This is a genomic window from Aminobacter sp. MDW-2, assembly GCF_014250155.1.
Classification (GTDB): domain Bacteria; phylum Pseudomonadota; class Alphaproteobacteria; order Rhizobiales; family Rhizobiaceae; genus Aminobacter; species Aminobacter ciceronei.
Genome location: NZ_CP060197.1, coordinates 4014411 through 4035951, shown reverse-complemented (window position 1 = coordinate 4035951; position 21541 = coordinate 4014411). Strand labels below are relative to the sequence as shown.

20 protein-coding genes are annotated in these 21541 nt (G+C 63.3%); 14 read left to right on the top strand and 6 right to left on the bottom strand.

Features of this window, described 5'->3' with window-relative positions; genetic code table 11:
- Positions 1-178 precede the first annotated feature (178 nt).
- Positions 179-2542 (top strand): ComEC/Rec2 family competence protein, encoded by a 2364-nt coding sequence (locus H5P29_RS19920; protein WP_348640622.1) that lies wholly within the window; start codon positions 179-181, stop codon positions 2540-2542.
- Positions 2543-2668: 126 nt separating this feature from the next.
- On the opposite strand, the gene lexA is transcribed toward H5P29_RS19920, so the two are convergent.
- From lexA to H5P29_RS19890, 6 genes are all read right to left on the bottom strand, one after another.
- Positions 2669-3385 carry a transcriptional repressor LexA gene (lexA, locus tag H5P29_RS19915; RefSeq protein ID WP_067962367.1) on the bottom strand — a complete coding sequence of 239 codons (717 nt, stop codon included), beginning with the start codon at positions 3383-3385 and terminating at the stop codon, positions 2669-2671.
- Between the two features lie 105 nt (positions 3386-3490).
- Positions 3491-4696 (bottom strand): gephyrin-like molybdotransferase Glp, encoded by a 1206-nt coding sequence (gene glp, locus H5P29_RS19910; RefSeq protein WP_154386030.1) that lies wholly within the window; start codon positions 4694-4696, stop codon positions 3491-3493.
- Entirely contained in the window at positions 4697-5179 is a 483-nt protein-coding gene (gene moaC / locus H5P29_RS19905) for a cyclic pyranopterin monophosphate synthase MoaC (RefSeq protein ID WP_154386029.1), read from the bottom strand.
- Position 5180: 1 nt separating this feature from the next.
- The gene (gene trpC / locus H5P29_RS19900) at positions 5181-5990 is read right to left on the bottom strand and encodes an indole-3-glycerol phosphate synthase TrpC (RefSeq protein WP_154386028.1); all 810 of its coding nucleotides are present in this window, start codon (positions 5988-5990) and stop codon (positions 5181-5183) included.
- Between the two features lie 4 nt (positions 5991-5994).
- Entirely contained in the window at positions 5995-7005 is a 1011-nt protein-coding gene (gene trpD / locus H5P29_RS19895; protein WP_154386027.1) for an anthranilate phosphoribosyltransferase, read from the bottom strand.
- Complete coding sequence (locus tag H5P29_RS19890; RefSeq protein WP_154386026.1) at positions 7002-8897, bottom strand: SurA N-terminal domain-containing protein; 1896 nt, start codon at positions 8895-8897, stop codon at positions 7002-7004. Before H5P29_RS19890 ends, trpD begins: the two co-directional genes overlap by 4 nt.
- Positions 8898-9044: 147 nt before the next feature.
- On the opposite strand from H5P29_RS19890, the gene tpiA reads away from it, so the two are divergent.
- The 13 genes from tpiA to pdhA all read left to right on the top strand — a co-directional run bounded on the left by tpiA (position 9045) and on the right by pdhA (position 21529).
- On the top strand, positions 9045-9809 hold the full coding sequence (gene tpiA / locus H5P29_RS19885; protein ID WP_067962354.1) for a triose-phosphate isomerase: 765 nt from the start codon (positions 9045-9047) through the stop codon (positions 9807-9809).
- Between the two features lie 155 nt (positions 9810-9964).
- The gene (gene secG / locus H5P29_RS19880; protein ID WP_154386025.1) at positions 9965-10414 is read left to right on the top strand and encodes a preprotein translocase subunit SecG; all 450 of its coding nucleotides are present in this window, start codon (positions 9965-9967) and stop codon (positions 10412-10414) included.
- Between the two features lie 262 nt (positions 10415-10676).
- The gene (locus H5P29_RS19875; protein ID WP_312870920.1) at positions 10677-11726 is read left to right on the top strand and encodes a L,D-transpeptidase; all 1050 of its coding nucleotides are present in this window, start codon (positions 10677-10679) and stop codon (positions 11724-11726) included.
- 149 nt (positions 11727-11875) lie between these two features.
- Positions 11876-13513: a CTP synthase gene (locus H5P29_RS19870; protein WP_154386024.1), complete on the top strand. Its 1638-nt coding sequence runs from the start codon at positions 11876-11878 to the stop codon at positions 13511-13513.
- Positions 13514-13574: 61 nt separating this feature from the next.
- Positions 13575-14117, top strand: coding sequence for a DUF1697 domain-containing protein (locus H5P29_RS19865; RefSeq protein ID WP_154386023.1), 543 nt, complete (start codon positions 13575-13577; stop codon positions 14115-14117).
- A 50-nt stretch (positions 14118-14167) separates the two neighbouring features.
- The gene (locus H5P29_RS19860) at positions 14168-15013 is read left to right on the top strand and encodes a VOC family protein (protein ID WP_154386022.1); all 846 of its coding nucleotides are present in this window, start codon (positions 14168-14170) and stop codon (positions 15011-15013) included.
- A complete protein-coding gene (gene kdsA, locus H5P29_RS19855) occupies positions 15010-15843 on the top strand; it encodes a 3-deoxy-8-phosphooctulonate synthase (protein ID WP_067962342.1) in 834 nt (277 codons plus the stop codon). The genes H5P29_RS19860 and kdsA overlap by 4 nt, the downstream gene beginning before the upstream one ends.
- 89 nt (positions 15844-15932) lie before the next feature.
- Positions 15933-16136: a dodecin family protein gene (locus H5P29_RS19850; protein ID WP_067962338.1), complete on the top strand. Its 204-nt coding sequence runs from the start codon at positions 15933-15935 to the stop codon at positions 16134-16136.
- A 92-nt stretch (positions 16137-16228) separates the two neighbouring features.
- Positions 16229-16594, top strand: a complete 366-nt coding sequence (locus H5P29_RS19845) for a PRC-barrel domain-containing protein (RefSeq protein WP_067962336.1) — start codon at positions 16229-16231, stop codon at positions 16592-16594.
- A 105-nt stretch (positions 16595-16699) separates the two neighbouring features.
- Positions 16700-18070, top strand: a complete 1371-nt coding sequence (locus H5P29_RS19840; RefSeq protein WP_185910139.1) for an IS1182 family transposase — start codon at positions 16700-16702, stop codon at positions 18068-18070.
- A gap of 504 nt (positions 18071-18574) precedes the next feature.
- Complete coding sequence (gene eno / locus H5P29_RS19835; RefSeq protein WP_067966597.1) at positions 18575-19849, top strand: phosphopyruvate hydratase; 1275 nt, start codon at positions 18575-18577, stop codon at positions 19847-19849.
- Positions 19850-19982: 133 nt separating this feature from the next.
- Positions 19983-20312, top strand: coding sequence for a septum formation initiator family protein (locus H5P29_RS19830; RefSeq protein ID WP_154387072.1), 330 nt, complete (start codon positions 19983-19985; stop codon positions 20310-20312).
- A 173-nt stretch (positions 20313-20485) separates the two neighbouring features.
- A complete protein-coding gene (gene pdhA / locus H5P29_RS19825; RefSeq protein WP_067962334.1) occupies positions 20486-21529 on the top strand; it encodes a pyruvate dehydrogenase (acetyl-transferring) E1 component subunit alpha in 1044 nt (347 codons plus the stop codon).
- Positions 21530-21541: the final 12 nt, after the last annotated feature.

The following is a 21541-nucleotide window of genomic DNA, read 5'->3' as shown; positions in this document are numbered from 1 at the left end:
GGGGCAAGCCGGTAACAATCCGGTGGTAGAAGCCAGCGAGCGCGACTTGCTGACCTCTCCGGCTGTGCCTGCCGTTGCGTGGACACCACCAGCTCTGCCCGAGAGAGATGCTGCTCCTGACGCCGATGCATCGCCGTTTCAGCGAGGACACAAGTCCTGGCTACGGCAAGGATCGCAATTGCTGGTCGGTCACCGGATCACCGCACGATCCACCCTGGCCGCGATCGAAACGGAACTCGACCGCGGTGCGGCGTTCCTGCTTCTTCCGGTCTTTCTGGCCGCTGGTGCCCTGGTGTATTTCGCGCTTCCGAACGAGCCGGATCTCGCGCCGCTCGTCATTGTGTCAGCGACACCGGCCGTCCTCGCCTTCCTAACGCGCGCACGGCCGCCTGTTCACTACGCGCTCGCCGCACTCGCCGCCTCAATGCTCGGCATGGCGGGTGCAAAGTTCGAGACCGAACGCATGGCAACGAAGATGCTGGGCGCCGAGATCTCGACTGCCATCACCGGGCGCGTCGTCGAAATCGACAATCTGGACAAGGGCAGGGTGCGGCTGACGCTCGACGTTCTGGCGACTGCGCGCCCGGTCTTGCGTTATACGCCCGATCGGGTGCGGCTCGTTGCCCGCAAGCTTCCTGAGGGCGTCATGGCGGGGGCCGAGGTGACGGGTTATGTCAGGCTGATGCCGCCGTCCGGGCCTGTGCGGCCGGGCAGCTATGATTTTTCCTTCGAAAGCTATTTCGATGGCATCGGCGCCAGCGGCTTTTTCATGAAAGGCCCAGAGTTTGCTGCAACCACCCAGCCGCTGTCGGCCAGTGATCGTGCATTCGCGTCGATCGAGAATGTGCGCCAGAAGATTGCCCAGCGCATTCGCGACCGCATTGGCGGTCCGGAGGGCGAAATCGCGGCTGCCCTGGTCGTCGGCGTGAGCGGCGGCATTCCCGAGGATGTCAACGAGGCGCTGCGGCGTACCGGGCTCTACCACATCATCTCGATCTCGGGTCTGCACATGGCGATGGTCGCAGGCACGGTCATGCTTTTGATGCGGCTAGGCTTCGCCGCCTTTCCCGGCTTCACCTCGCACCGGCCGGTCAAGAAGTACGCGGCAGGCGCGGCACTGCTCGCCACCGGTGGCTATCTGTTCATTTCAGGCGCCGAGGTCGCGGCGCAACGCAGCTTCATCATGCTGGCGGTGATGCTGACGGCCGTGCTGCTCGACCGCGCAGCACTCACCATGCGCAACCTGGCGATCTCGGCCGTTGTCGTGATCATGATCTCGCCCCACGAAGTCGTCGGGCCGAGCTTCCAGATGTCGTTCGCCGCAACGGCAGCCCTCGTTGGCGCATATGCCTGGTGGTCGGACCGGCGGGAGGAGCAGGCGCTGCCGGTCGGTCAGAGATCGCTGCCGTCCAAAATCTGGCGCTGGCTTGCGACAGTTGCGATAGGTCTCGCCGCGACGTCGGTGATTGCCGGGCTCGCGACCAGCGTTTTTGGTGCATGGCATTTCCAACGTGTCTCGCCCCTCAGCCTGTTCGCCAATCTGGCAGTCAGCCCGTTTGTGTCTGTCCTGGTCATGCCCTTTGCCGTCATGGCTGGCATCTTCATGCCGCTTGGACTCGACGGCCCCTTCCTCGACACGATGGGCTTCGGCCTGAAGGCAATGATTGGCATCGCCACCTGGTTCTCCGAGCGCTCGCCGGTCGATGCGGTCGGCCTTGTCTCGTCACATGCGGTATTGTTGCTCACTGCAGCACTCGTCATCGCGTCGACGGCAACGACCTGGCTGCGCGCCGCCGCACTGCCATTCGCGGCCCTTGGGCTGCTGACGGTCGTGGAAACGGAAACGCCCACGGTTCTCGTTTCGGAAGATGGCCGCCTCGTCGGCGTCCCGGTCGACGATGGCAAGCTGGCCGTCAATCGCGTCCGGCCGAACCAGTTCACCGTCGACAACTGGCAGCGCGCGCTGGCGTCGGAAACACTCGTCACCCCGGCCCGTTCGGCCGCGAATGCAACGAACGGGACTGTCCGTTTGCCCAGCGAGACCGGCTCACAGCCAACAGCCGAGGCAGATGTCGCCGGTACGATACCCGGCAATCCAGTATCTGGAGAACTAAACGCTGCCGGCGCGGACGCCTTCGTCTGTGACAGCGAGCTGTGCACGGTTCAACAACCGGAGGGGGCACGGATCGTCCATGCGGCGAATGCGAGCGCCGCTGCACGAGCCTGCGACAACGCGGATCTCATCGTCGTCGACGATGCCACGGCAAGCGACGTCTGCCCCGGCGTGGCCGTGCTCACCAAACGCGAGCTGGCGCGCCTTGGCAGTGCGTCGATATTCATCACAGCCGCGGCGGCTGGCGTAGATCGGGCGGTCGAGATACGCCACGCCGTGGCGGAACCGTACCGCCCGTGGCATGCGCAGCGCCAATTTTCGCGCGAGGCGAGGGGCCTGCCACCCTACAAGCGAGTGGAGATGCCCCCAAAGACATCTGCCGGGGCAACCAAGGCGCACCCGAAAGCGCCGACTGCGACCACACGGTGAGTCCGAATCTGTACCCGCCGTCGCAGAGCCGTCAGATACGGCACGATAGCAACAGTGCAGATCAGTCCGGCTTACAGATTGCAGCAGGATGGACAGGCCGAGCTGGCGGAAACGCAGCCCCGGCAATCAATAGCGGCGGATCAGGCCGACAAGCTTGCCCTGCACCTTGACCCTGTCCGGTCCGAAGATGCGGGTTTCATAGGCCGGATTGGCGGCCTCAAGAGCGATCGAGGCACCCTTGCGGCGGAAACGCTTGAGCGTCGCTTCTTCGTCGTCGACGAGGGCGACGATGATCTCACCGGGATTGGCCGTGGTCGAGCTGCGGATGACCACAGTGTCGCCGTCGAAGATGCCGGCCTCGATCATCGAGTCGCCCTTGACCTCGAGCGCGTAATGCTCGCCGCCCATGATCATGTCTGGCGGCACCGAAATCGAATGCGTCTTGTGCTGGATGGCGTCGATAGGCACACCGGCAGCGATGCGTCCCATGACGGGAATGGCAACCGCCGAAGCAACATCGTCGTCATTGCCGGCCGACATGCTGCGTGACGGCTCGGGTTTGCGGCCGAGGCTACCCTCGATGACGCTGGGCGAGAACTTCTTCGCCGCGTTGAGGCCAGGCGCGATCGAATCGGGCAGGCGCAGCACTTCAAGCGCGCGCGCCCGGTTGGGCAGGCGTCTGATGAAGCCGCGTTCTTCGAGCGCCGTGATCAGGCGATGGATGCCGGACTTGGAGGCGAGGTCGAGTGCTTCCTTCATCTCGTCGAAGGACGGCGGAATACCCGCTTCCTTCAGCCGCTCGTGGATGAATAGCAAAAGCTCGTGTTGTTTGCGCGTCAGCATCGCCACCCCCGAGGAATCAGAAGAAAAACAAACCCAGAACAAACACTATCTGTTCCAGTTGTGTTCCGCAACTGTTGATATTTCGTGAAGGGTGGAAGGTGCTGCTCAGCGCAACATCATCACCTGGCAGGCGCTGCCGGCTTCGACTGCAGGCGCGAAGGGCACCCGCACGATGGCGCAATTGGCGTCGGCCAGCGTGCGCAGCATCGAAGAGTCCTGGATCAGGTAGGGTGTGACGACGAGACCCTCAGCGGTCTCGCGCGCAATCGCGCGGACAAAGTCCTGGCGCAGGTCGTTGGCCGCCATTGCCGTGTCGAGAATGCCGTTGCGCATGTCGGGCGAATAAGGGCGGCCGCCAAGCTTCGCCAGCAGAGGTTTCAGGAAAATCTGCGAGCAGATCAGGCTGGCGACCGGATTGCCCGGCAAGCCGACGCAGCGGCTGTTGCCGAGCCGGCCGAACATCAGCGGCTTGCCCGGGCGCATCGCGATCTTCCAGAAGTTGAGATCCATGCCGAGATCGGTCAGGACACGGTGAACGAGGTCGTGGTCGCCGACCGAAGCGCCGCCCAGCGTGACGATCACATCGGCGTCGGCGGCGAGCGCCTTGGCGACCAGTGCGGAGATTGCCTCGGTGCGGTCGGCGGCGATGCCGAGATCGAGTACGCGCGCGCCAACCGACTGAACGATCGCCGCGACGCCGTAGGCGTTGGAGGCGATGATCTGGTCGGGCCCTGGATTGCTGCCCGGCGGCAATAGCTCGTCGCCGGTGGCGATGATGGCGACCAGAGGCGCCCGCAGCACTTCGACGCTGGGATGATTGGCAGCTGCGATCAGCGAGAGCCCTGCCGGGTCGAGCACACGTCCTGCATCAAGGATGAGGTCGCCCTGCTTGAAGTCGAGGCCCCTGGCGCGGATGTTACGGCCAGCAAGCGTTGGCTCGAGCACCGCGATCTCGCCATTGCCGAGATCGCGAACGTTCTCCTGAATGACGACGGTATCAGTGCCTTGTGGCACCGGTGCGCCGGTGAAGATGCGGACGCACTCGCCTGGTCCGACGGTGCCCGTGAACTGCTTGCCGGCGGGTGCCTGGCCGATAACCTTGAGCTGCGCCGGCAGTGAAGCGATGTCGGCGGCCTGGACGGCGTAGCCATCCATGGCGGAGGCGTCAAAGGGCGGCTGGGTGCGCAGGGCGTGTAGTGGAGCCGACAGCACGCGGCCTGATGCCTGGGCAAGGCCGACAGTTTCCGTGCCGCGCGGTTCGGCAGCGTCGAGCAGGCGCGCCAGGGCGTCGGCGACGGGCAGCAGCGCCATCTATTCGGCAGCCTTGTAGTCGCCCGACTTGCCGCCGGTCTTCTCGACCAGCCGGATGCCGGAGATCACCATGCCGCGGTCGGCGGCCTTGGCCATGTCGTAGATGGTAAGGCAGGCGACCGAGGCAGCCGTCAGCGCTTCCATCTCGACGCCGGTCTTGCCGGTGACGCGGGCAAGCGCCGTGACGCGCAGGCCGGGCAGCGCCTCATCTGGCTCGATCTCGACCGAAACCTTGGTCAAAAGGATGGGATGGCAGAGCGGCACGAGTTCATGCGTGCGCTTGGCGGCCATGATGCCGGCAATGCGGGCGGTGCCGAGCACGTCGCCCTTCTTGGCGTTGCCCGACAGGATCAACGCCAGTGTCGCAGGACGCATGACGACATGGCCTTCGGCGATTGCCGTGCGTGTCGTCTCGGCCTTGTCGCCGACGTCGACCATGTTAGCCTCGCCGGTGGCGCCGATATGGGTGAGGGTGGTTGCCATGTCAGGCGCTTGCCAGGGCTGCGCCATCGAGCAGCGCACGCGTCGCCGAGGTCACGTCGGCCTGCCGCATCAGGCTTTCGCCGACGAGGAAACTGGAGATGCCGGATTTCCGCAGACGCAGGCAATCGGCATGCGTAAAGATGCCGCTTTCGCCGACCAGCAGCCGGTCTGCCGGCACCATCGGCGCCAGGCGCTCCGACGTGTCGAGGCTGACCTCGAATGTGCGCAGGTTGCGGTTGTTGATGCCGAGCAGGCGCGACTGAAGCTTCAGCGCGCGTTCTGTCTCTTCTTCGTCATGGACCTCGACGAGCACGTCCATGCCGATTTCGAACGCCTCATCCTCGATACGCCTGGCATCTTCGTCGCTCAGGCTCGCCATGATGATCAGGATCGCGTCCGCGCCCCAGGCACGTGCTTCGTGCACCTGGTAGGGCTCGAACATGAAGTCCTTGCGCAATGCCGGCAAGGCGCAGGCGTCGCGCGCGGCGGTCAGGAACTCCGGTGCGCCCTGGAAGGATGGCGTGTCCGTCAGCACCGACAGGCAGGCAGCGCCGCCGTCGGCATAGGCCCTGGCGAGCGCCGGCGGATCGAAGTCGGGACGGATCAGGCCTTTGGACGGGCTCGCCTTCTTGATCTCGGCGATCAGGCCAAAGCGGCTTTCACTGTGCCTGGTTTCGAGTGCCGCGAGAAAGCCGCGCGGCTTGGTGACGTCGCGGGCGCGCGCCTTGAGCTCGGCGAGCGGCAGCAGCGCCTTCGCTGCGGCGATCTCGTCGCGCTTGTAGGCTTCGATGCGGCGCAGGATATTGGCCATGTCTCTATCCGTTCGAAACGGCGACCAGTCGGTCGAGCACTGCCTTGGCGCGGCCGCTGTCGATTGCCTCGGCGGCAAGCGGCACGCCTTCGCCGATCGTTGCAGCCTTGCCGGCAACGACGAGGCCGGCACCGGCATTCATCAGCACCGTGTCGCGATAGGCACCCTTGGCACCTTCGAGAACCCCGCGCAGGGCAGCGGCATTGTAGGCGGAATCGCCGCCGCGCAGCTCTTCGCGCGTATGCTTGCTCAAGCCGACCTGTTCGGGCGCCAGCGTAAACGTGGTGATCACACTGTCCTTGAGGGCTGCGACATGGGTCTCACCCGTCGTGGTGATCTCGTCATAACCGTCGCCGTGGACCACCCAGACGTGCTGGGCGCCAAGTTCCTTCAGCGTCTCGGCCACCGGACGCACCCATTCGGGCGAGAACACGCCGACCAGCTGGCGGTTGACGCCGGCGGGATTGGAGAGCGGGCCGAGCAGGTTGAAGATGGTGCGGGTGCCAAGTTCGACGCGGGTCGCGCCGACATGCTTCATCGCCGGGTGATGCGCCGGCGCGAACATGAAGCCGACGCCGGCGTCATGGATGCAGCGGCCGATCGCCTCGGGCGTGAGGTCGATGTTGACGCCAAGGGCGGTCAGAACGTCGGCGGCGCCGGTCAGCGAGGACAGGCCGCGATTGCCGTGCTTGGCGACAGGCACACCTGCGCCCGCGATGACGAAGGCCGAGGCAGTCGAGATGTTGACGCTGTGCGAACCGTCACCGCCGGTGCCGACGATGTCGATGGCATCGGCAGGGGCTTCGACGCGCAGCATCTTGTCGCGCATGGTGGCAACGGCGCCCGATATCTCGCTTACGGTCTCGCCGCGCACCCGCAGCGCCATGAGAAAGCCACCGATCTGGCCGGGCGTGGCTTCGCCCGACATGATGATGTCAAAGGCCTCGCGTGCCTCCTCGAAGGTGAGAGGGGTGCCCGCGGCGACCTTGGCGATATGCGGCTTGAGTGCGCTCATGGCGTTCCCACCGCAAGTGCGCGGGTGATCGCCGCCTGGTTGATCGTTGCTTGATACTCGCCCTGGAGCTGGGCGACGATCTGGTCGAGCAGGTCGTCCGACATGCCCGAGGCAAACTGCTTCTGCGCGTCCTCTGGCACCGCGCTCTTGTCCGCACCGGCCGGCTCGAACACTTCGGCGACCTTGAACAGAATCTGCGCATCGCCGGCGGGGGCGGGGACGATGCCAGTGCCGCCCTGGCCCATTGCAAACATCGCGGAGGCACCCTCGCGGCCAAAATCGGCATCGTCGGCCTCGCGCTTGAGGCCGCGCTTGGTCTGCTTTTCGAGCTTGAGTTCGCCTGCGATCACGTCGAGCGAGGCACCGTCCTTGAGGCGCTTCTCCAACTCGTCGGCTTTTGCCTTGAGACGCTTCGTCGCTTCGGCAGCGGTCCAGTCGGCGACGACCTTCTCGCGGACCTCGTCGAGCGTGCGGTCGCGGGCAGGCGTGATCTCGTCGACCTCGTAGAAGACGAAACCATTGGTGCCGACATTGAGCGGCGGGTTTTCGGTGCCGGATTCGGCGGTGAAGGCCGCCTGGATCAGGTTGCGCGAGTCCGGCAGGTCGTTGACGATGGTGCCGTCTGGCTGCTGGCCGGCGCGGTCGATGGCATCGATCGTCACCATCTTGAGCTTCAGCTTGTCGGCGGCAGCCTTCATCGACTCACCTGCGGCGCGGGCGTCCTCGTAGGAGTCGTGCACGTCGAGCAGGATGCGGTTGGCTTCGGCCAGCGCCAACTCCTTGCGGATCTGGTCCTTGACCTCGTCGAAGGTCTTGACGGTTTCCGGCGTGATCTCGCTGACGCGGACCAGCACTGGGCCGAAAGCGCCCTGGACGACGTCGCTGACCTGATTGGCCTGCAGCGCGAAGGCGGCGTCGGCGACCGCCTTGTCGGCGATCCTGTCCTTGGTCAGCGAGCCGAGGGCCACGTCAGCCGCGGTCTTGCCCTGGTCGGCGACTACCTTGTCGAAGGTCGCACCACCCTTGATCGCATCGGAAGCAGCCTTGGCCGCATGGGCGCTCAACACAAGCTGGTCGATCTTGCGCGTCTCGGCGGTGGTGAAGTGCGACTTGTTCTTGTCGTAGTCCTGGCGCGCCTGTTCTTCGGTCACGGCTGCGGCATCCATGATGTCTTCCGGCTCGAGCTTGACGTAGCTCAGCTTGCGGAATTCAGGGGCGGCGTAGTTCTTCTTGTTTTCCTCGAACCAGGCCTTGAGCACGTCGTCGCCCGGTGCCGCGATCGGCTCGACGAGCGACTTGGGCAGCGGCAGGTAGTCGATGGTGCGATCTTCGCCGCGGTAAAGTGCGACGGCGCGCAGGAAGGTATCAGGAGCCTCGAGGCCGTCGGAAACGGCTTCGACGATTTGCTGGCGGACCGCAACCTGGGCGCGGTTCTTCAGATAGTCTTCGGGGCGCATGCCGATCTGGCGCAGGATGTATTCAAAAGCCTGGCGGTCGAACTTGCCGTCGGCGCCGCGGAAGGTCGGGTCGTCCCAGGTGAGTTCGGCGAGGCGGTCCTTGGAGAGGCCGAGGCCGAGCTTGCGTGCCTGTTCGTCGAGCACCGCACCGGCGACGAGCTGCGAAAGCACCTGGTTGTCGATGCCGAGCGCGTTGGCCTGGTCGCGGGTCAGGCGCTGGCCGAACTGCTGCGACATGACGTTCATCTGGCGGTCATAGGCGAGGCGGTATTCGACACCTGTAACATGCGTGCCGCCGGCCGTGACCACCTGGTCGCCGCCGAACTGGCTCATCATCTGACCCGAGATGCCCCAGATCGCGAAGCTGACGACGAGGAGCAGAAGCAACAGCTTCGCAACCCAGGTTCCAGCAGCACTTCGCATCGATTCGAGCATGTAACAGATCCCGTATACGCGCATTGTCGCATGCGCCTGCATGAACGAAGCGCAATAGCGCCCTTCGCCGCCAGTGTCGATTGCTTTGTGGCTTGTTTTTGGTAGTGAGGTTGCCCGAGCGAACATCGATTTCGAGGGAAGAGCACTATGACGCCAGGAATCCGCCCACTCGTTGCCGGCAACTGGAAAATGAACGGCACCAGCAACTCGCTCAACGAATTGCGCAACATTGCCGGCGGTTTCATGAGCGGCCTCGATGCCGAGACCGACGCGCTTCTGTGCGTGCCGGCGACGCTGCTTTCGCGTGCTGCCGAGATCCTGCACCGAACCCCGGTCAAGATGGGTGGCCAGGACTGCCATGCCAAGGAGAGCGGCGCCCATACCGGCGACGTTTCCGCCGAGATGCTCAAGGACGCCGGTGCCAGCCACGTTATCGTCGGTCACTCGGAGCGCCGCACCGACCATGGCGAAACCGACGAGATCGTGCGTGCCAAGGCGGAAGCGGCTTGGCGCGCAGGGCTGGTTGCCGTCATCTGTGTCGGCGAAACCCATGCCGAGCGGGAAGGCGGAACGACGCTGCAGGTATTGTCGCGCCAGATCGAAGGCTCGGTGCCGACGACGGCAACGCCTGCCAATGCTGTCATCGCCTATGAGCCGGTCTGGGCGATCGGCACCGGCTTAACGCCCACGGCTGCCGATGTCGCCGAGGCGCATGCCCATATCCGCGAACGCCTTGCCGCGAAGCTGGGGGCGTCGGCTGCCAAGATGCGCATTCTCTATGGCGGTTCGGTCAAGCCGTCCAATGCCAACGAATTGCTGGCTGTCGCCAACGTCGATGGCGCATTGGTCGGCGGCGCCAGCCTCAAGGCGGCAGATTTCCTCGGCATTGCCGACGCCTATCGCAAGCTCTGATTCACCACACGTGACCGTTGCAAAGGCAACATGTCACCCCATATTCGGCCGGCGGGCTTGGAAATGCCTAGAAAGCATTGTATTGAGCCGCCTCCGGAGTGCCGGGCGCTTTTGTGCGCGGCCCTCCCACGTCAGGAAAGATCCCAGGAAGCGCAATGGAAACCGTCCTCATCGTCATCCACTTGATGGTCGTGCTCGCCCTTGTCGGCGTTGTGCTCCTGCAGCGCTCTGAAGGCGGCGGCCTCGGTATCGGTGGCGGATCGGGCTTTATGACGGCGCGCGGCGCTGCCAACGCGCTGACTCGCGCCACCGCCATCCTCGCGACGGTGTTTTTCGTCACGTCGCTGACGCTGTCGATCGTTGCCCGTTACGGCGCCAAGCCGACCGACATCCTCGACCGCGTACCGACTACCCAGAGTGGAACCACCGGCGGCAACGGCGTTCTCGACCAGCTCGGCGGGTCGACCGCTCCGGCTGCTCCGGCATCAGACGCCACGGCACCCGCGGCTCCCGCGACTCAGCCCGCCGCGCCTGCCGCTTCGGGCACCGAGCAGCCAGCTCCGGCCACGCCGGCAGCCCCTGCGACGCCGCAGGTTCCTAACTAACTATTTACCCTTTGCCGCAACCTGTTGTTGTTTGAACACAGTTGCGGCAAATGCCGCGTCAATCACGACAATTCGATTGGTCAGCCGGTGGTGCCTCCCTTGAGGCGCCTCCGGCTAATCTATTATAGCAGGGTTGCGGCATTCGGCGGGGGAGCCTTGGGGGCACCGCGTTTGGTCGCAAGAAAATTTCGCGTTGAACGTTCGGGATCCCTTCGCCATGCAGCTCCGCCGCATCCTTCTTGCTGGCCTTTGCGCCACTTTCATGAGCTCGACAGCCTTTGCCGCCACCTCGGCCGGCACCGTTGCGGCGCCGCAGCCTGCCGCAAGCGACGTCATCACTGTCGCCGCCAAGAGCGATGCTGCTGAACTCAAGCTGCTCAAGAAAAAGAAGAAGCCGACCGACGAGGACTTGTCGCGAATCAAGGACCTCGAAGCCAAGATCAAGGCCGATAAGGAAGTCGCCCGGCTGAAGATGCTCGAGGCCAAGAAGATGGCGATGCGGGCCGCAGCCAAGGCGAAGGCCGAACAGGCCCGCGAACTTGCCCGCCTGAAGAAGTCTGAAAAGGCTACCGCCCAGGTTGCCACCGCCTCAGCTCCGGCTCCCAAGCGCGATCTCCAGCCGCTCGCTGTGATGAAGCCGATCGAGCCACTGGCGCCCGATGTCGCGGAAGTGGCTTCTGCCGGCAACAATGGCGAGCTGCGCAGCGAGAGCCAGGATCGTCCGCGCCAGACCGGCCTGCTCGCCGGCATCTTCGGCGGCAGCGCGCCGCAGCAGTCGATGCTGCCGCAGACACGTGCGCTCGACGCCGTGCTGCAAGCCAAGCAGGCCAAGAAGCAGTTCAAGGTGAAGTCCGACTTCGAGCCGCAGGAAGTCTCGTTCTCCGGCTACGAGCGCGGCCAGATCGTCGTCGATACCGGCGCGCGCTATCTCTATCTGATCGAATCGTCGTCGACGGCGCGCCGCTATGCGATTGCGGTCGGCCGCGAAGGCCTGGAGTTCAAGGGCAAGGCCACCATCGGCGACAAGCAGGAATGGCCGCGCTGGATCCCGACCAAGGAAATGCAGGAACGCGAGCCCAAGAAGTACGGCCAGTACAAGGACGGCATGAACGGCGGGCCGGAAAACCCGCTGGGAGCGCGTGCCATCTACCTTTACCAGGGCAAGAAGGATACCCATATCCGTATCCATGGTACCAACCAGCCGCAGACGATCGGCACAAACTCTTCGAACGGTTGCTTCCGTATGGTCAACGACCACGTCATGGATCTCTACAACCGCGTGAGGATGGGCTCTGAAGTCATCGTCATGTAAGGCGTTTTCATAACGCTGATAGCGGGCCGGCGGTCACGCCGGCCTTTTTGTTTGCATGGCCTACAGGCAGCAACACTGAACAGCCAGATAGGGAAAAGTCCGACGCGGCGGATTTTTCTCTGGCGGAATCGATTTGGCCGCGTTAAGCGATGAATCCCATGGCGCGATATGTTTTTATTACCGGCGGCGTGGTCTCTTCCCTTGGAAAAGGCATAGCCGCAGCGGCCCTCGGGGCTCTTCTGCAGGCACGCGGATATCGCGTGCGCATCCGAAAACTCGATCCGTATCTCAATGTCGATCCGGGAACGATGTCGCCTTACCAGCATGGTGAGGTGTTCGTGACCGACGACGGCGCGGAAACCGATCTCGATCTGGGTCACTATGAGCGCTTCACCGGGCGTTCGGCGAACCAGAGCGACAACATCACCACCGGCCGCATCTACAAGAACATCATCGAACGCGAGCGGCGCGGCGACTATCTCGGCGCAACCGTCCAGGTCATCCCGCACGTCACGGACGAGATCAAGAACTTCATCCTCGACGGCAATGACGAGTACGACTTCGTGCTCTGCGAGATCGGCGGTACGGTGGGCGACATCGAGGCGATGCCGTTCCTCGAGGCGATCCGCCAGCTCGGCAACGACCTGCCGCGCAACAACGCTGTCTATGTCCATCTGACTTTGATGCCGTACATCCCCACCGCTGGCGAGCTCAAGACCAAGCCGACCCAGCATTCGGTCAAGGAATTGCGCTCGATCGGCATTGCGCCCGACATCCTCCTGGTGCGCGCCGACCGCGACATCCCGAAGGAAGAACGCCGCAAGCTGTCGCTGTTCTGCAATGTGCGCGAATCCGCCGTCATCCAGGCGCTCGACGTCGGCCACATCTACGACGTGCCGCTGGCCTACCATAAGGAAGGTCTGGACTCGGAAGTCCTGGCCGCCTTCGGCATCGATCCGGCACCCAAGCCGCGTCTCGACCCTTGGCAGAATGTGTCGCAGCTGATCCACAACCCGGAAGGCGAAGTTACCATCGCCGTGGTCGGCAAGTACACGGGCCTCAAGGACGCATACAAGTCGCTGATCGAGGCGCTGTCGCATGGCGGTCTCGCCAACAACGTCAAGGTCAAGCTCGACTGGATCGAAAGCGAAGTCTTCGAGAAGGAAGATCCGGCTCCATTCCTCGAAAAGGTCCACGGTATTCTGGTTCCCGGCGGCTTCGGCGAGCGAGGCTCGGAAGGCAAGATCCTGGCGGCCAAGTTCGCCCGCGAACGCAAGGTGCCGTATTTCGGCATCTGCTTCGGCATGCAGATGGCGTGCATCGAGGCTGCCCGTTCGCTGGCCGGCATCGAGGCTGCTTCGTCGACCGAGTTCGGTTCGACCAAGGAGCCGGTCGTCGGCCTGATGACCGAATGGCTCAAGGGCAACATGCTCGAGAAGCGCAAGGCTTCGGGCGATCTCGGCGGCACGATGCGTCTCGGCGCGTTTGACGCCAAGCTTACCGAAGGCTCGAAGATCGCCGAGATCTATGGCGACACCGACATCTCCGAGCGTCACCGCCACCGCTACGAGGTCAACATCGACTACAAGGACCGCCTCGAAGAGTGCGGCCTGGTCTTTGCCGGCATGTCGCCCGACGGCGTGCTGCCCGAGACCGTCGAGTATCCCGACCATCCCTGGTTCATCGGCGTGCAATACCATCCGGAGCTGAAGAGCCGTCCGCTGGAGCCGCACCCGCTGTTTGCGAGCTTCATCGAAGCCGCTGTCGAACAGAGCCGGCTGGTCTGATATCCATGCGCGCCGACGTGAACTCGCCGGCGCGCATTTCTTTCCCCGGGTGGCCGGCCGCATGACCACCTATGTCGCGCTGCTCTACAGCGTCGTTCTCGGACCCGGCCGTCGCCTCGTCATGTCCGACTTGCGTGACATGACGACGGATCTCGGCCTCGAAAATCCGCGTACGCTGGTTGCAACCGGAAACCTCGTCTTCGAGGCAGAAGGCAAGACGGTTTCGGCACTGGAGCGCGAACTCGAAGCGGCGTTCGCGCCAAAATTCGGCAAGCATGTCGATATCATCGTCCGCGATGCCGCCGCCTGGCTGAAGCTCGTCGCTGCCAACCCTTTTCTCGCGGAATCCGAACTGCACGCCGATCAGGTCGGTGTCCGTGTGATGCGCGAGCCGGTGACTTCGGAAGTGATCGAGCGGCTTCGCCCCTATGCCGCCGCCGACGAAAAGCTCACATCTGTCGACGGCGACATCTGGCTCTATTTTTCCCGCAATATGGCGTCGTCGCGGCTGCTTGGCGCTCTGACGCCCAAGCGCGCCGGTGGTGTCGGCACGTCGCGCAATTGGAACACGGTCCGCCGGCTGGGCGACATGGTGGCGTCGTAGCGCGAGCGGGCAGTCTTGCTTCACATCGGGATTTCGGGCACAGCGCAGCCATGACGAAAACCAACAGCCCGCGGCCGCTCGACCACGTGGTCCTGCCGACCGGTGACCTGACGCTGGCGCGCGACCGGCTTGCCGCACTTGGCTTCAGCGTCTCGCCGCAAGGCACGCACCCGTTCGGAACCATCAATTGCTGCGTCTATCTCAGCGACGGCACCTTCCTGGAGCCGCTTGCCGTCGGTGACCGGGTCGCGGCCGACAAGGCGGTTCGTGAAGGCAACGCGTTTGTTGCGCGCGATCGTGTCTTCCGCGACGCGCATGGCGAGGAGGGCTTTTCGGCCGTTGTGTTCGGATCCGATGACGCCGACGCCGACCATACCGCGTTCGTGGCTGCAGGCGTATCCGCAGGCAGCCGGCTCGATTTTTCGCGTCCTTTCGTCGACGCCTCGGGCAGGTCCGACGTAGCATCGTTTCGGCTGGCTTTCGCTGCCCAGCCGAATGCCGATGCTGACGCCTTCTTTTTCACCTGCGAGCGTGCCAACGTACCTGCCGTCGACCGGTCGGCGCTCCAGGCACATGCCAATGGCGCCAGACGCGTCTTGGCGATCGAGCTTGCTGCCGGAAACATCGCGGCGGCGGCCAAGTTGCTTGCGACAATCGCACGGAGTGCGGCCGACGATGCCGGCGTGGCACTCGCAAATGCGCGGCTAAGCATCCGCGACGAGCCATATGCGCCGGGCATTCGACTTGAAGCCATCGTCTTTGTCGTCGACGACCTTGCCGCGACAAGGGCGCTTCTTGTCGAACGCGCCGTCGCGCACGATCTAGACGGCCAGCGCCTTGTGGTTCCGGCTGCGCCGGGGCAGGGCGCAATCTTCATTTTCGAGGAGCACAAATGACCAAGCCGAATGCAAATGTGACGGTCGGCAAGACCCTCTTCGCCAATGATGCGCCACTGTCGCTGATCGCCGGCCCGTGCCAGTTCGAATCGCGCCAGCATGCCTTCGACATGGCCGGCAAGCTCAAGGAACTTACCCAGAAGCTCGGCATCGGCTTCGTCTACAAGTCGAGCTTCGACAAGGCCAACCGCAGCTCGCTGTCGAGCACGCGCGGCGCGGGCCTTGAAGCTGCGCTGCCCGCCTTCGCCGACCTGCGTAAGGAACTCGGTGTCACCGTCGTCACCGACGTCCACACCGAGGAGCAGTGCGCCATCGTCGCCGAAGTTGTCGACGTGCTGCAGATTCCGGCTTTCCTTAGCCGCCAGACCGACTTGCTGATTGCTGCCGCAAAAACCGGCAAGGTGGTCAACGTCAAGAAGGGCCAGTTCCTGGCGCCTTGGGACATGAAGAACGTGGTGGCAAAGGTGACCGGCTCGGGCAATCCGAACGTGCTGGTGACCGAGCGCGGCACGTCGTTCGGCTACAACACGCTGGTCTCCGACATGCGCGGCCTGCCTGTCATGGCCGACATAGGCGCCCCCGTGATCTTCGACGCCACCCATTCGGTGCAGCAGCCGGGCGGGCAGGGCGCCACCTCGGGCGGCGAGCGCCGCTTCGTCGAGACGCTGGCGCGGGCGGCCGTTGCCGTCGGCGTTGCCGGCGTGTTCATCGAAACACATGAAGACCCCGACAATTCGACCTCTTCGGACGGTCCCAATATGGTGCCGTTCAAGGACATGCCGGCCTTGCTCGAACGCCTGATGGCCTTCGACCGTATCGCCAAGGGCTGAGGCAGGCTGTCTGCAACTCCAGCTTGAGCCCGGCTTGCGCCGGGCGTAGGCTCGCTTCCGTGACTGAGCGTATCAGCCGGAGAGCCTCCATGTCTGTTGCCCGCGTTACCGAAATCACCTCGTCGTCGACCAAGAGCTTCAAGGACGCCATCGAAGAGGGCATCGCGCGCGCCTCGAAGACGCTCAAGAATGTCGAGGGCGCCTGGATTCAGGACCAGAAGGTCGTCGTCGAGGATGGCAAGATCGTCGCCTACCGGGTCAACATGAAAGTGACCTTCATCCTCAACGACTGAACCGCCGGCATTCCTGTCGCCGGGAAAATCGGGGAACCTCCACGCCGGGGGATCGTTAGTCCTGCATCCACAAACCAACGAGGAGCAGGATCATGACGACAGTCACTGGTCACACCAAAGCCATTCCCGCATCCAGGGTCATCGGCACCAACGTTTACAACACGTCGGGCGAGACCATCGGAACGATCGAGGACGTGATGCTCGACAAGCTGTCGAACGGCATCATGTTTGCCGTCATCGGTTTCGGCGGATTCCTGGGCATTGGCGAGCGCTACCACGCCATACCGTGGTCGACGCTGGACTTCGACAAGGGTCGCGGCGGCTATGTCGTCCCGTTTTCCAAGGAGCAGCTCAAGGCGGCACCCTCCTACTCGGTGAACGAACTGACCGAGGACGATGGCCGTCTGGCGCGCGATGCATCCTATGAACACTATCGCGTCGAGCCTTACTGGCACTAGGCGTGCTGGTGGCGAATGCCTGACAAGCAAAAAGCCCCGCCGAAGCGGGGCTCAGACTGCTGACAAACCCCTGGCGAGAGTTGGGGGTTTGTGATTCAGTGGGTGATGTTGAAGCGAGCCGGCCCTGAACAAACCGCACTTGAGATCGTCACGCTCGATCAACTGGTTCCAGTTGATCACCTTCTGCGCAAGATCGATGGTGTTATCGATTTCTCGTTCATCCACGATCTGACAGCACCGCTTTACTGCGCCGACAATGGTCGCCCGCCACTTGATCCGACCTTGATGTTCAAGGCGCTGTTCATCGGCTACCTGTTCGGGGTGCGCTCGGAGCGGCAATTGGTGCGAGAGATCGAGGTCAATGTCGCCTACCGGTGGTTCCTGCGGCTGAAGCTGACGGACAAGGTGTTCGACGCCTCGACATTGTCGCAGAACCGACGCCGGCGCTACCAGGACGAGACGATCGCGCAGGCGATCTTCGACCGCATTGTCGAGCAGGCGATCGGGGCAGGCTTGGTCGACGGCACGGTGCTCTACACCGACAGCACGCACCTGAAGGCCAATGCCAACAAGGGCAAGTACGACCTTGCCATGGTCGCCAAGTCGCGTGCCGACTACTGGGGCGAGCTCGACCGGGCGATCGATGCCGAACGGGCGTTGCACGGCCAGAAGGCGCTGAAGGAGCAGGAGCGGCAGCCTGCGGTGAAAGAGACGAAGGTCTCGCGCACCGATCCTGAGGCAGGCTATATGGTGCGCGAGGGCAAGCCGAAGGGCTTCTTTTATCTCGATCACCGCACGGTGGATGGCGGCTTCGGCATCATCACCGACACGTTTGCCACGCCGGCCAACGTGCATGACTCGATCGTCTATCTCGACCGGCTCGACCGCCAGGTGGAGCGTTTCGGCTTCGATGTCACGGCGGCGGGGCTGGATGCCGGCTATGCCACGCCAGGCATCGCCAAGGGCCTGGAGGACAGGAACATCCACGGTGTCGTCGGCTATCGCAACCCGCCCCGGCCAAAGCCTGGCAAGATGAGGAAGGGCGCTTTCGTCCATGAGCCGGACCTTGACGGCTATCGTTGCCCGCAGGGCCAGTTGCTCACTTACGCCACCACCGATCGCGGCGGTTATCGCCACTACAGGAGCGACCCGACGATCTGCCGCAACTGTCCGCTGCTGGCGTCTTGCACATCAAACGCCAAGGCCGAGCGCACCATCACGCGCCATGTCTGGCAGGATGTCCGCGAGCGGGTCGATGCCAACCGCTTAACCGCATGGGGCAAGGCGATCTATCGACGCCGCAAGGAGACGGTCGAGCGATCCTTCGCCGATGCCAAGCAGCTCTTCGGCCATCGCTATGCCCGCTTCCGAGGGCGAACACGCGTCGCCTGCCAGTGCCTGATCGCAGCCGCCGCCCAGAACATGAAAAAGATCGCAATCAGCCTCTGGCCAAAGCCAAAACCAAGCCTCGCATGAGGCCAAAGCCGGCTCGCAACGGCACTAGCATCTGCTCCCCGAAATCAATCCAAAAGCTCAATCAACCCACAAAACAAAACCCCGCCGAAATTCGACGGGGTTTGTCAGCAGTCTGGGCCCCGCATTGCGGGGCTTTTCTTTTGTGCCGGCGACTTACCTTGGTGTCGGTAGTATCCGCACCTGCGACACGCCTTGCGGGGGCGGTTGACTGTCGCATGAGGTCAGAAACGCCGCGGCGATAAAGAACAAACTCAAGATACCACTCAACTCGGACATGGCGAAACTCCCTCTGTTTCGCCCCGCGCGCCCGCAGTTTACCCGAAAGTTTGGCCGATGCCTGCCTGTTCGGATGAATTATGATGACAGCGTTTTGTCTAAAGTGAATCCCGCGGCTGACGCAGCGTGATATTTGGCCGCCCGCGATTGCGTTTTCCTGATCTTTGGCTAAGACGGGCGCGGAAATCCAACCGATCCATCTGCGATCAGCTCCCGGGGATGCCTCACATGACAGCAATCATCGATATCGTCGGCCGCGAGATTCTCGACAGCCGCGGCAATCCCACCGTCGAGGTGGACGTGGTTCTCGAGGACGGCTCGATGGGCCGCGCCGCCGTTCCGTCTGGCGCCTCGACCGGCGCCCATGAGGCGATGGAACTGCGCGACGGTGGCCCGCGCTATCTCGGCAAGGGCGTCGAGCGCGCCGTCGAAGCCGTCAATGGCGAGCTGTTCGAGGCAATCGGCGGCATGGAAGCCGAGAACCAGATCCACATCGACCAGACGATGATCGAGCTCGACGGCACGCCCAACAAGAGCCGCCTCGGCGCCAACGCCATCCTTGGCGTGTCGCTCGCCGTTGCCAAGGCCGCTGCCGAATCGTCGGGCCTGCCGCTCTACCGCTATGTTGGCGGCCCGAACGCCCGCGTCCTGCCGGTGCCGATGATGAACATCATCAATGGCGGCGCGCATGCCGACAATCCGATCGACTTCCAGGAGTTCATGATCATGCCGATCGGCGCGCCTTCGCTGCGCGACGCCGTGCGCTGGGGTTCGGAAATCTTCCACACCCTGAAGAAGGGGCTGAAGGACGCTGGCCACAACACCAATGTCGGCGACGAAGGCGGCTTCGCGCCGAACCTCAAGAGCGCGCAGGCTGCGCTCGACTTCGTCATGGCATCGATCGAGAAGGCCGGCTTCAAGCCGGGCGAGGACGTGGCACTCGCGCTCGATTGCGCTGCGACCGAGTTCTTCAAGGGCGGCAACTATGTCTATGAAGGCGAGAAGAAGACCCGCGATCCCAAGGCCCAGGCCAAGTACCTGGCCAAGCTCGCCGCCGACTACCCGATCATCTCGATCGAGGACGGCATGGCCGAGGACGACTGGGAAGGCTGGAAGTACCTGACCGATCTGTGCGGCGACAAGGTGCAGCTGGTCGGCGACGATCTGTTCGTTACCAATTCGGCCCGCCTGCGCGACGGCATCAAGATGGGCGTTGCCAACTCGATCCTGGTCAAGGTCAACCAGATCGGCTCGCTGACCGAGACGCTTGACGCCGTCGAGACCGCGCACAAGGCAAGCTACACCGCCGTCATGTCGCACCGTTCGGGTGAGACAGAGGATTCGACCATTGCCGATCTCGCCGTTGCCACCAACTGCGGACAGATCAAGACCGGCTCGCTCGCCCGTTCGGATCGCACCGCCAAGTACAACCAGCTCATCCGCATCGAGGAAGAGCTCGGCAAGCAGGCGCGCTTCGCCGGCAGGTCGATCCTGCGCGGCTGATCGCTTGTTGCATAGATGATTGAAAAAGGCGGGATGTTTCCCGCCTTTTTTGGTTCTGGAAGCGGGTGAGCACCAGACCGTAACGCTCCATTAAGCACAATGGAGCGACAAGAGCCTGAAAGAGGTTCTGACCATGTGGACACGCCAGCATAAGCAGACAAACACCGGGCGCCTGATCGTGCCGGCGCTGGCGGTGATGTTCCTGTCCTATTTCGGCTTCCACGCCTATCATGGCGAATTCGGTATCTATTCCAAGTACAGGCTCGAGGCGCGCGCCATCGAACTCCAGGCCCGGCTGGACACGGTCAGGGCGCAACGCCTCGATGTCGAGCGCCGCGTCCACATGCTCCACGACGGCTCGCTGGAGAAGGACATGCTTGACGAACAGGCGCGCAACGCCTTGAATATGTCCCATGCTGATGAACTGACCATAATGCGGCCATCCGGGCGCCGTATTAACTGACTTCCAGTTAATCAACAAGAAATCCAACGTTTTTAGGCGCTTAACCGCATGCCTGCTATGCATTTTTCCGCATGGCGCAGCGTCACTCACCATGCTAGCGTTTGGACATGGAGAGGAGAGATTATGCATGATCTCCTCATTGTCCGCAAAGAGACGCCACTAGGGAGTGATGCATGGCCACCGCAGCCAAAAAAGCGCCTGCCAAATCTAGATCCGATTCAAAATCCCTTTCAGCGCCGGTAACACCCAAGCCGGTCGATTTCACCAAGGAACAGGACCTCGCGGCATATCGCGAGATGCTTCTGATCCGCCGCTTCGAGGAAAAGGCCGGCCAGCTCTACGGCATGGGCTTCATCGGCGGCTTCTGCCACCTCTATATCGGTCAGGAAGCTGTCGTCACCGGCTTGCAGATGTCGCTGATCGAAGGCGACCAGATGATCACTGCCTATCGCGATCACGGCCACATGCTTGCCATGGGCCTGTCGGCGCGCGGCGTCATGGCGGAACTGACCGGGCGTCGGGGCGGCTTGTCGAAAGGCAAGGGCGGCTCCATGCACATGTTCTCCAAGGAAAAGCATTTTTACGGCGGCCATGGCATTGTCGGCGCCCAGGTGTCGCTCGGCACCGGCCTGGCCTTCGCCAACCGCTATCGCGAAAATCCGAATGTTTCGGTGACCTATTTCGGCGACGGCGCTGCCAACCAGGGCCAGGTCTATGAGAGCTTCAACATGGCCGCGCTGTGGAAGCTGCCGGTGATCTACGTCATCGAAAACAACCGCTACGCCATGGGCACCGCCGTTACGCGTGCTTCGGCCGAGACGGATTTCTCGCAGCGCGGCGTGTCCTTCAAGATTCCGGGCATCAAGGTCGACGGCATGGACGTGCGCGCGGTCAAGGCCGCTGGCGATCTCGCCACCGAATGGTGCCGTTCGGGCAACGGTCCGATGATCCTCGAGATGGAAACCTACCGCTATCGCGGTCACTCGATGTCTGATCCGGCCAAGTACCGCTCCAAGGACGAAGTGCAGAAGATGCGCTCCGAGCACGACCCGATCGAACAGGTCAAGGCGCGCCTCATCGCCAAGAAGTGGGCCAGCGAAGACGACCTCAAGGCGGTCGACAAGGATGTTCGCGACATCGTGGCTGACGCCGCAGACTTTGCTCAGACCGATCCCGAGCCGGATGCTTCCGAGCTCTGGACCGACATCTTGATCTAAGGGAGGGCGCGA

Bases quoted from the DNA above. Each gene is read 5' to 3' on its own strand.
- lexA (WP_067962367.1), bottom strand. From the start codon at position 3,385: ATGCTGACGCGCAAACAACACGAGCTTTTGCTATTCATCCACGAGCGG.
- glp (WP_154386030.1), bottom strand. From the start codon at position 4,696: ATGGCGCTGCTGCCCGTCGCCGACGCCCTGGCGCGCCTGCTCGACGCT.
- moaC (WP_154386029.1), bottom strand. From the start codon at position 5,179: ATGGCAACCACCCTCACCCATATCGGCGCCACCGGCGAGGCTAACATG.
- trpC (WP_154386028.1), bottom strand. From the start codon at position 5,990: ATGGCCAATATCCTGCGCCGCATCGAAGCCTACAAGCGCGACGAGATC.
- trpD (WP_154386027.1), bottom strand. From the start codon at position 7,005: ATGAGCGCACTCAAGCCGCATATCGCCAAGGTCGCCGCGGGCACCCCT.
- H5P29_RS19890 (WP_154386026.1), bottom strand. From the start codon at position 8,897: ATGCTCGAATCGATGCGAAGTGCTGCTGGAACCTGGGTTGCGAAGCTG.
- tpiA (WP_067962354.1), top strand. From the start codon at position 9,045: ATGACGCCAGGAATCCGCCCACTCGTTGCCGGCAACTGGAAAATGAAC.
- secG (WP_154386025.1), top strand. From the start codon at position 9,965: ATGGAAACCGTCCTCATCGTCATCCACTTGATGGTCGTGCTCGCCCTT.
- H5P29_RS19875 (WP_312870920.1), top strand. From the start codon at position 10,677: ATGAGCTCGACAGCCTTTGCCGCCACCTCGGCCGGCACCGTTGCGGCG.
- H5P29_RS19870 (WP_154386024.1), top strand. From the start codon at position 11,876: ATGAATCCCATGGCGCGATATGTTTTTATTACCGGCGGCGTGGTCTCT.
- H5P29_RS19865 (WP_154386023.1), top strand. From the start codon at position 13,575: ATGACCACCTATGTCGCGCTGCTCTACAGCGTCGTTCTCGGACCCGGC.
- H5P29_RS19860 (WP_154386022.1), top strand. From the start codon at position 14,168: ATGACGAAAACCAACAGCCCGCGGCCGCTCGACCACGTGGTCCTGCCG.
- kdsA (WP_067962342.1), top strand. From the start codon at position 15,010: ATGACCAAGCCGAATGCAAATGTGACGGTCGGCAAGACCCTCTTCGCC.
- H5P29_RS19850 (WP_067962338.1), top strand. From the start codon at position 15,933: ATGTCTGTTGCCCGCGTTACCGAAATCACCTCGTCGTCGACCAAGAGC.
- H5P29_RS19845 (WP_067962336.1), top strand. From the start codon at position 16,229: ATGACGACAGTCACTGGTCACACCAAAGCCATTCCCGCATCCAGGGTC.
- H5P29_RS19840 (WP_185910139.1), top strand. From the start codon at position 16,700: ATGTTGAAGCGAGCCGGCCCTGAACAAACCGCACTTGAGATCGTCACG.
- eno (WP_067966597.1), top strand. From the start codon at position 18,575: ATGACAGCAATCATCGATATCGTCGGCCGCGAGATTCTCGACAGCCGC.
- H5P29_RS19830 (WP_154387072.1), top strand. From the start codon at position 19,983: ATGTGGACACGCCAGCATAAGCAGACAAACACCGGGCGCCTGATCGTG.
- pdhA (WP_067962334.1), top strand. From the start codon at position 20,486: ATGGCCACCGCAGCCAAAAAAGCGCCTGCCAAATCTAGATCCGATTCA.